At 54.1% G+C, this 8,575-nt stretch carries 9 protein-coding genes and 1 pseudogene; 9 read left to right on the top strand and 1 reads right to left on the bottom strand.

The window, feature by feature from the left end; translation table 11 throughout:
• The 7 genes and pseudogenes from FCN15_RS19310 to FCN15_RS10965 form a co-directional block, all read left to right on the top strand.
• Nucleotides 1–344 (top strand): annotated as a pseudogene (locus FCN15_RS19310) (hypothetical protein); the annotation flags it as partial.
• Between the two features lie 60 nt (nucleotides 345–404).
• Nucleotides 405–1,007 carry a TetR/AcrR family transcriptional regulator gene (locus FCN15_RS10990; protein ID WP_238996626.1) on the top strand — a complete coding sequence of 201 codons (603 nt, stop codon included), beginning with the start codon at nucleotides 405–407 and terminating at the stop codon, nucleotides 1,005–1,007.
• 189 nt (nucleotides 1,008–1,196) lie between these two features.
• The gene (locus FCN15_RS10985) at nucleotides 1,197–1,961 is read left to right on the top strand and encodes an ABC transporter ATP-binding protein (protein ID WP_238996625.1); all 765 of its coding nucleotides are present in this window, start codon (nucleotides 1,197–1,199) and stop codon (nucleotides 1,959–1,961) included.
• 34 nt (nucleotides 1,962–1,995) lie between these two features.
• Complete coding sequence (locus FCN15_RS10980) at nucleotides 1,996–3,087, top strand: aliphatic sulfonate ABC transporter substrate-binding protein (RefSeq protein WP_238996623.1); 1,092 nt, start codon at nucleotides 1,996–1,998, stop codon at nucleotides 3,085–3,087.
• Between the two features lie 29 nt (nucleotides 3,088–3,116).
• Nucleotides 3,117–3,911, top strand: a complete 795-nt coding sequence (locus tag FCN15_RS10975; RefSeq protein ID WP_138495049.1) for an ABC transporter permease — start codon at nucleotides 3,117–3,119, stop codon at nucleotides 3,909–3,911.
• On the top strand, nucleotides 3,911–4,780 hold the full coding sequence (locus tag FCN15_RS10970; RefSeq protein ID WP_238996622.1) for an ABC transporter permease: 870 nt from the start codon (nucleotides 3,911–3,913) through the stop codon (nucleotides 4,778–4,780). Before FCN15_RS10975 ends, FCN15_RS10970 begins: the two co-directional genes overlap by 1 nt.
• A gap of 60 nt (nucleotides 4,781–4,840) precedes the next feature.
• A complete protein-coding gene (locus tag FCN15_RS10965; RefSeq protein WP_138495048.1) occupies nucleotides 4,841–6,181 on the top strand; it encodes an LLM class flavin-dependent oxidoreductase in 1,341 nt (446 codons plus the stop codon).
• Between the two features lie 112 nt (nucleotides 6,182–6,293).
• Here the strand turns inward: FCN15_RS10965 and FCN15_RS10960 are convergent, their stop codons facing one another.
• On the bottom strand, nucleotides 6,294–6,965 hold the full coding sequence (locus FCN15_RS10960; RefSeq protein ID WP_138495061.1) for a GTP pyrophosphokinase: 672 nt from the start codon (nucleotides 6,963–6,965) through the stop codon (nucleotides 6,294–6,296).
• Between the two features lie 304 nt (nucleotides 6,966–7,269).
• On the opposite strand from FCN15_RS10960, the gene FCN15_RS10955 reads away from it, so the two are divergent.
• Both FCN15_RS10955 and FCN15_RS10950 read left to right on the top strand, forming a co-directional pair.
• Complete coding sequence (locus FCN15_RS10955) at nucleotides 7,270–8,010, top strand: zinc ribbon domain-containing protein (RefSeq protein WP_138495047.1); 741 nt, start codon at nucleotides 7,270–7,272, stop codon at nucleotides 8,008–8,010.
• A 253-nt stretch (nucleotides 8,011–8,263) separates the two neighbouring features.
• The gene (locus FCN15_RS10950) at nucleotides 8,264–8,575 is read left to right on the top strand and encodes a hypothetical protein (protein ID WP_138495046.1); all 312 of its coding nucleotides are present in this window, start codon (nucleotides 8,264–8,266) and stop codon (nucleotides 8,573–8,575) included.

The following is an 8,575-nucleotide window of genomic DNA, read 5'->3' as shown; positions in this document are numbered from 1 at the left end:
CCGGCGGCCCGGACGCGCCTTTGGAGCCGCCCGCGGTGCAGCGCGCGGGCGCAGCGGCGGCCCCCCGCCCGGCGGGTGCGGGGCCCGGCATCGCCGAGTGGCTCAGCGCAGCCGCCGCCAGAGGCGCGCTGCACGAGCCGGGCCCCGGCTTCGCCGAGGCCTGCAGTCTGCCTGCTCCGGCGGCAGACGCGGGCGGCGGGGCCGCGGTCAGCGTGCGCAGCTGGCTGGCCGCACTGCTTCCGGACGTCCCGGCAGCGCCGGACGGCCTGGACCTGATCGTGCGGCGGACGGCGCAGCGCGAGTCCGGCCTGCACGAAACGGTACAAACACCCGGGAACAAATAATTCCCGGGTGTTTGGTCTGCCTGCAGGAACAATTTGCATTTCAGGAGGGGAAGAACCAAAGTGGCAAGAAATGTAGAGAAAGACCAGATTTTACGGGAGAAACGCCTCAATCACATTCTGGATTGTGCCCTGGAGGTCATTGCTTTGAAGGGAATCGGAGCAGTGAGCATCAGCGATATAGCCGCCGCTGCCAAGGTCAGCGTGGGCAACGTTTACCATTACTTCAAGTCGAAAGACGAGATTTTTGATGAAATCCTGAAACGGGGGCAGACCGCCTACGGCGGGTTCGTATCCCAGACGGAGGCCATGAGCCTGCCGGCATTAGACAAGCTGCATTTGATTTGTTCAAGCTGGCTGTCTGTACGCAACCACTGGGCCCATACCATTCTCATACATAGTGCAAGATTAGCCGAAACCACGCTTCCGAGCACCCGCAGCCAGGTAACGGAGCGTTTTACGCGAAACCTGGATCCTATTCGAAAAATAATGGAGCAGGGTCAACGGGAAGGCACCATTATTGACGGTGATCCGTTAGAGCTTGCATTCTATTTTGTCAGCCTGATTCAGGGACTGACCCTGCAAAGAGTGCCGGGTGCCGAGGTTCAGGCGCCGATCCGCGCCGAAGGAGTCTTGAAACTGCTGGACAAAAGGAACAGGGCGTAAGGTGAGGGTTTTGAGGTTGGAAAAATCTTCTTGACATCCCCTTTCTATCAGGCAATAATACGTAATAACAAACCGATTGAATATTCGGTTTGTGAGAGGCAGCTTTTCCAGTCTACTGGAGAAATGCCCTTTTTATTAAAATTAAAACCAAGTAAATACATAAGATTAGTGGACAAAGGAGGAATATATTTGATTACCATTGAGAATTTGTACAGAACTTTTTCAACCCCTTCGGGCAAGGTTTCTGCCCTTCACGACATCGTGCTGCAGGTTCAAAAAGGGCAGTTTGTCACCTTCATCGGGCCCAGCGGCTGCGGTAAAAGCACGCTCTTAAAGATCATTGCCGGCCTGGATTCCCATTATGAGGGCAAAGTGGAGCTGAACGGAAAACCGATTATTGGACCCGGAATTGATAAAGGAGTTATTTTTCAGGAGCCCCGCCTTTTTCCCTGGTTTACGGTGGAGAAGAACATTGCGGCCAACCTGTCCCTCCGCAGTCCGGTGGTCCGGAAGCGGGTGGCTGAGCTGATTGAGCTGGTAAGGCTTAAAGGATTTGAACACGCTTATCCCCGCGAGCTGTCCGGCGGTATGGCGCAAAGGGTTGCCATTGCCAGAGCCCTGCTGCGAAAGCCCGATGTCCTGCTTCTCGACGAGCCGTTTGGCGCGCTGGATGCCTTCACCCGGACACACATGCAGGAGGTTCTGCTGGAGATCTGGGAACGGAACCGTACGACAATGCTCTTCGTTACGCACGATCTGGACGAAGCGGTCTTCCTTGGTGAACGTGTTGTCATTATGAACCCGCGGCCCGGGCACATCCGGAATGTAATCGGGATTGATCTTCCTTACCCGCGCAAACGGAATACCCCTTCTTTCCAGGAATTCCGCAGCCTTGTGCTAAATGAATTTGAGAAGGTGGAGAGTCCTTTGATTGACGAGGGAGCCGGTATTTAATACCCATAATAAAATTTCAAAGGGGAATGAAATTATGAGAATGAAAGCATTAACTTTCCTGGCGGTTATTACGTTTCTTCTGGCTGTTACAGGGTGCGGAAATTCCAATAAATCAGCGTCATCCACAGCTGCCGCTGCGGACCAAAACCAGGCGGCCAGTGCTTCAGAAGATTCAAAAGCTCAGACGGGAGACTCTTCCAAGCCTTCCTATGAAGGCGTTACAGTTCGTATAGGCTATCAGGGCAAAGGCGGATTGTTCGGCAAAATCCAGGAGGCGAAGTGGTTTGAGGAAGCCTTTGGCGAATACGGCGCCAAGGTCGAGTTCTCTGAATTCCAGAGCGGGCCTCCAATGGTTGAAGCGATGGCTTCCAGCCATCTGGACTTCGCCGGTATGGGGAACCTGCCGCCTATCGCAGCCCAAGCGGCCGGAATAGATTTCAAGATTGTAGCGCAGACGCTCAGCGGCAAGAACAATGTGGCGCTCCTCGTGTCCAAAGACAGCCCGATTAAGACGGTGGCCGATCTGAAGGGCAAGAAGGTGGCGGTAACGAAGGGAAGCAATGCGTTCAATTTCCTGTACCAGCTGCTTGAGAAAGAAGGAATCAAGGAATCCGATCTGCAGATTATCCAACTTCAGCCGGATGAAACGCAGGCGGCCTTTGAAGCAGGCAAGGTAGACGCATGGTCGGTCTGGGACCCGAGTATCACGCTGAATACAGCGACGGGCAAGGCCAGAATTATCGCGGACGGAGAAAGCGCAGGCATCCTGTCCCCCTCCTTCCAGTTAGTGCGGACCGAATTTGCGGATAAATATCCTGAACTTGTCGTGGCTTATCTCAAGGTTATTCAAAAGGCGCTTGACTGGCAGACGGCCAACAATGACGAAGCCCTGCAGCGGTATGCTGATGAGAACAAGATTCCTGTTGAAATGATGAAGGGGTTTCAGGAACGCTCAACCTACATCAATACGCCTGTCAGTCCCGAAACAATTGCTCAGCAGCAAGCCACTGCGGACTTCCAGTATAAGCTGGGAACAATCCGCAAGCAGGTAGACGTCTCCAAAGTGTTCGACAACAGCTTTATTGAGCAGGCCCTAAAAGAATATGCCGAGGAAAATAAATCCTAATTCGTGCTTTCAAAGGAGCGTGATCGTTCATGTCCTTATCCAAAAGCAAGCTGTCGATCCGAATCGTGAACGGGCTCTTAGGGCTGCTGCTGCCATTGGTCCTCCTGGTCGTCTGGCAGTACGCCACCTCGCACGGGATGGTGAATGCAGTCCTGATCCCGCCTCCAAAGGAGATCTGGGAAGCGTTCATTGATATGGTCAATTCCGGTGAGCTGTGGAGCAATCTGCTGATCTCGGGCAGGCGCGCCACCCTGGGATTTCTGCTGGGCGGAGGGCTTGGGCTCGCTGCAGGCCTCTGGGTCGGCTTCTCCCTTAAGGCGGAGAAGCTGTTTGATCCTTCGATTCAGCTGCTTCGCACGCTTCCCCATCTGGCGGTAGCGCCCCTGTTTATTCTCTGGTTCGGATTCGGGGAAGCCTCGAAGATTCTCCTGATTGCCAAAGCGGCTTTCTTTCCGCTCTATGTTAACGCTTTTCTCGGTGTCCGTTCAGTGAATAACGAACTGTTTGATGTTGCCCGTGTACTGCAGTTTTCGAAGCTGCAGACTATCTTCAAGCTAATATTACCGGCATCGCTGCCTTCCATCTTCCTGGGGGCCCGGCTTTCAATCGGTGTCAGCTGGCTGGCGCTGATCGTAGCAGAATTAATGGGCTCCAGCTCCGGAATCGGCTACATCATCAATGATGCAAGATCCTTCTCGCTTACAGCCGTCATTTTTGTAGGAATCATTGTGTTTGCCGTTGTCGGCAAGCTGACCGATTCGATCGTGAAGCTGGCAGAATTCCGGCTTCTCCGGTGGCAGGATCATAGAAAGGAAGTCCTCTAATGAACAAGCTGATGGAAAATACGCCGCCAATCGGCGGCCATTCCGGGCCGGTGAAGATTCAGGGCAGAAGATTGAAACCCTGGAGTTTGAAATCCTGGAGCTTAAAGGCGGCCGGGGCGGCAAAGCTTCAGGGATGGATCGTGCCGCTCGTCATCCTGATCGTTTGGCAGGCCGTGGCCATGCTCGAAATTGTTTCGGCAGCGCAGCTGCCGGCGCCGTCCCGGATCGTCCAGACGTTTGTCCGGCTGTGCGTTTCGGGTGAACTCCCCCGGCATTTGGGTGCCAGCGCGGTCCGCGCCGTCACGGGCTTCCTTCTCGGAAGCGCAGCAGGTCTGCTCCTCGGCTTGTTTACGGGGCTTGGCAAATGGGCTGAGCGGACGCTTGATCCTTCGCTGCAGATGCTGAGGACTGTGCCGCTGATGGCTTTGATTCCTCTGTTCATCCTTTGGTTCGGTGTCGGAGAATTTTCCAAAATTCTGATTATAGCCCTGGGCTCTTTCTTTCCTGTGTATTTTCACACGTTCTTAGGCGTCCGGACGGCAGACCGCAAGCTGCATGAGGTGACCCGCGTGCTGCAGTATTCCGCTGTTCAGAAGCTGGTTTCCCTTATCCTTCCGGCTGCACTGCCTAATATTCTGCTCGGCATCAGGCTCGCGGTCAGCGCCTCATGGCTGATTCTGGCTATCGCGGAAATGATGGGGGCAAGCTCGGGCATTGGATATATGATTCAGGATGCCCGGGTGTTCAGCAATACGGACATTGTGTTTGTGGGTCTCGCTGTGTTCATCGCCGTTGGCAAGCTGTCGGATATGGGCGTGCGGGTTCTTGAACGGCACTGGCTGAGATGGAGCAGCGCTTATAAAGGCTGATCAGCAGCACATAAGCAGAAGAACTTAATCAGAAGAACTTAAATAGAGGAGTTGGATGATATGAGCAGCAAAAGGGACGGACAGCTTCACCTTGGCGCATTTCTGTACTTTTCCGGGCATCATCACGCGGGGTGGAGGCACCCGGATTCGGGCGTGGAGAAGATGTTTGACATCAAGCTGTATGAGCAGCTTGCGGCGACGGCTGAACGCGGCAAGCTGGATATGATCTTTTTTGCGGATCTTCTGCACTTGATCTATCCAAGCCGGGCGGCGGCAGGCATGCTGGACCCGGTGTCGCTGCTCTCTGCCTTGTCGATGGCCACCAGCCGGATCGGCCTTACGGCAACCATATCAACTACATACAACGAGCCTTTTCATGTGGCCCGTAGAATGGCCACGCTGGATCTGCTCAGCGGCGGCCGCGCAGGCTGGAATATCGTGACCTCACAGGTTGATGCGGAAGCGAACAATTTTGGCAGGGAGAAGCATCCGGAGCACGCCCTGCGGTACGAGATGGCGGCCGAATTCGTGGAAGTCGTGACCCGTTTATGGGACAGCTGGGAAGATGACACTCTTGTCATGGACCGCCAGGCCGGCGTCTTTGCGGATGTCTCCAAGCTGCACACGGTGGACTATCAAGGCAGATGGTACAATTCCAAGGGCCCGTTAATTACGCCGCGTCCGCCGCAGGGGTATCCGGTCCTGATTCAAGCCGGTTCCTCCGAGCCGGGCCAGGCCTTTGCCGCGCAGTATGGGGAAATCATCTTCACCGCCCAGCAGTCGCTGGCGGCCGCGCAGTCCTTTTACCGGACGCTGAAGAACAAGGTAGCTGCTGAAGGGAGGGAGCCGGACAGCCTGAAGATTATGCCGGGTCTGTCCCCGATTCTGGGCGGAACGGAAGAAGAGGCGCTCCGGCGCGAGCGGGAGCTTCTCGACTTGATCGACCCGGATGAGGCAGTGATGATGGTCTCCGGTATGCTTCAATACGACCTGAGCGGCTATCCGGCAGACGGGCCTTTGCCTGACATTCCGAACCCGGTTAAGGCAAGCAACGGGATGAAGAGCCGAGTGCAGCTGGTTATGGATCTGGCCCGGAAAGACGGCTTGTCCATTATCGAGCTGGGCAGAAGGCTGCTCGGCGCACGGGGCCACATGCAGTTCGTAGGTACACCGGAGCAGCTGGCAGACCTGATGCAGGAATGGTATGAGGGTTACGGCTGCGACGGGTTTAACATTATGCCGCCTGTTCTGCCCGGTGATCTTAATGAATTTGTCGATCATGTTGTGCCGGTGCTTCAGCGCCGCGGCTTATTCCGCGAGGAATATGAAGGCAGCACGCTGCGGGAGCATCTCGGCCTCAAACGCCCGGCTCCCGGACATTTCAAACAGCCGATTGCCTGACGGGCGGATTCTTCCAGAAGCCTCGTGAAGCCCCCTTGTAAAAATTTGTATAAAAAAGAGATGAACCTCGGCGGTTCATCTCTTTTTTGTGAGGAGGAATGCGGCGGTGTGTTTATTTACCGGAGCCGGCCGTCCCCTCCGACAGCGCAATGATCTCCTTGCGCAGCCCGAGCATTTTCTTATCCAGCTCATCGGCTGCGCGGGCGGCTTCTGTCAGCTCTTTAATGACATGGGCAGGCACCTGCTTGTCGTATTTATAGAACAATATATGCTCCATGCTCGCCCAGAAATCCATGGCCAAGGTGCGAAGCTGAATTTCGACCTTGATCCACTCCGGTCCTTCCATCAGGATCAGCGGGACGGAGACAATCAGATGAAGACTTTGGTAGCCGTTGGGCTTGGGCTCCGCGATATAATCCTTGATCTCAAGAATGTTGAGGTCATCACGGGTCTGCAAATGACCTACAAGACTGTAAATATCTTTCACAAAAGCGCATACAATCCGCATTCCCGCAATGTCATGAATGCCGCCTACCAGATTGTCGGGCGTCATGGCCAATCCTTTGCGCTGCATTTTGGCGAGGATGCTGGCGGGTTCCTTGATTCTTGTCTTAATATGTTCAATCGGATTATATCCCTGTCGGTGTTTCCATTCCGTCTGAATCAGCTTGATCTTGTTCTGGAGCTCATCCAAAGCCATTTGATACATCATGGGAAGCTGTCTCCAGGTCTCCAGTCCGGCGAGCTGGTCGCCGCCTGATTCCCACAGCTGCTTGAGTTCCATAGGGCCAAGCTGCAGTCCATTGCCGGTTTCATTCGATAGGCTCAAAATATCTACTCCTAATGATAAAAATAACGCCGTAAGCTCTTCTATTTTACTCCGATTACCCCCTCAAATCAAAAAGTTTTGTCAGGTCCGGGGCCTGCTCATGTTAGGTTTTCACAGAACGCTTGAAATCTGGTATGATAGTTAACATCAGCGCAATACCTTGCTATAAAGGCATTGTGCCAATCGTCTAAAACAGAAGATGGCATCATAACTTGATGAAGAACGAAGAAGATGCTGCTTTGATCGGAGGATGAAGATTATGAGTTTCTTGGACCGAATTAAGAACGGAGCCAATAAAGCGAGCGAGCGCGCTCAGAATGTTGTCGAAATCAATAAGCTCAACGGGCAGATTTCAAATATCGAACGTGAAATGAACATTTATTACCAGCGGATGGGTCAGGTGTTCTACGAGGGCTACCGTGCCAAAGACATGTCCCAGGCGGAGAAGGAAATGATGGAGCTGGCGAAGACCTGCGACCTGCTTGCAGAAGAGCGGGATGAGGTGAGAACCAAGATCGCTGCGCTGAAGAACGAGCGGCTGTGCGAATGCGGAAAGGTCGTTCCCCAGGATGCGGTCTTCTGTCCTTTCTGCGGCCGTAAGCTCAAGTCCCGCAGTGAACAGGGCAGCGGCCCCCAGACGGAGACAGCTGTGCAGAGAGAGCCGGAAGCCGAGGACGAACAGGCTTACCATGAAGCCGGAGCATCGTCAGAGACTGTGATTTACCGCGGCCCGCTGGTGAAAGAGGTGCCTGACGAATATGGCGAATCCCCTTCCCGGGAAGAAGAGAAGCGCCATCAGCTTCAGCTGGAGAGGGAGCGGGAGCGGCAGGAGGAGCTGGACCGGAGAATCCGGACCTGGAAGGAGAACATGGAGTCTAAACCTTCCTCTTACGAGAAACCGGCAGCCTACGGAGATGCAGCGGGCAAATGCCAAATTTGCGCCGAGCCGCTTGTGAAGGGAACGAAATGGTGTCCGAACTGCGGAGCCGAGCAGCTCTGACGTTAGGCTCTATCAGGCTCTACTAAGAATTCAAGCAGGGCTTAAATCCTCTTCAAATTCATGAAACTGCCTTATTTAGGCAGACTCCTGACCGCTTATTTTCCGTATAACTATGGAGTGGGCGTAAATCCTGAACCGGCTTAAGCTTTGGCAAATGTGCGTACACGCCCCCTGCTGCAGGCTTCTTCCGGATGTTTGGAGTCCCGGATGGAAATGCTGAGAATACGATACTGGTATTGGAGTGTGAAGAGGGATGGAATGCATCGTTCACTTTGACGTTGTGCATGAGAACGAAACGAAAGAGCTGCGCGGGCTGATTATTTTGAATGAGGACCGCAAGCCTGCGGAGCAGGAATATTTGAATATGTTTGCGGACATGGGCTACACCAATCTTCGCCTGGAGAAGCAGGAGCCGCTGACCTTCGCCCCGGCGGGCGGCGGAGCCGGTTTCAAGGAGATTATTATCCGCAAGCTGGATAACGGGAATGAAGAGGAGCATTTTGAGGACCAGCATTTGAAGAACCTGGTGGGCAATCTTCTGCCCGGCAAGCCTGAATCTATTTGA

The organism is Paenibacillus pinistramenti (genome assembly GCF_005869875.1).
In the GTDB taxonomy this organism is placed as follows: domain Bacteria; phylum Bacillota; class Bacilli; order Paenibacillales; family Paenibacillaceae; genus Fontibacillus; species Fontibacillus pinistramenti.
Note: the sequence above shows the minus strand (reverse complement) of the source record. Positions and strands in the feature narration are given on the sequence as shown.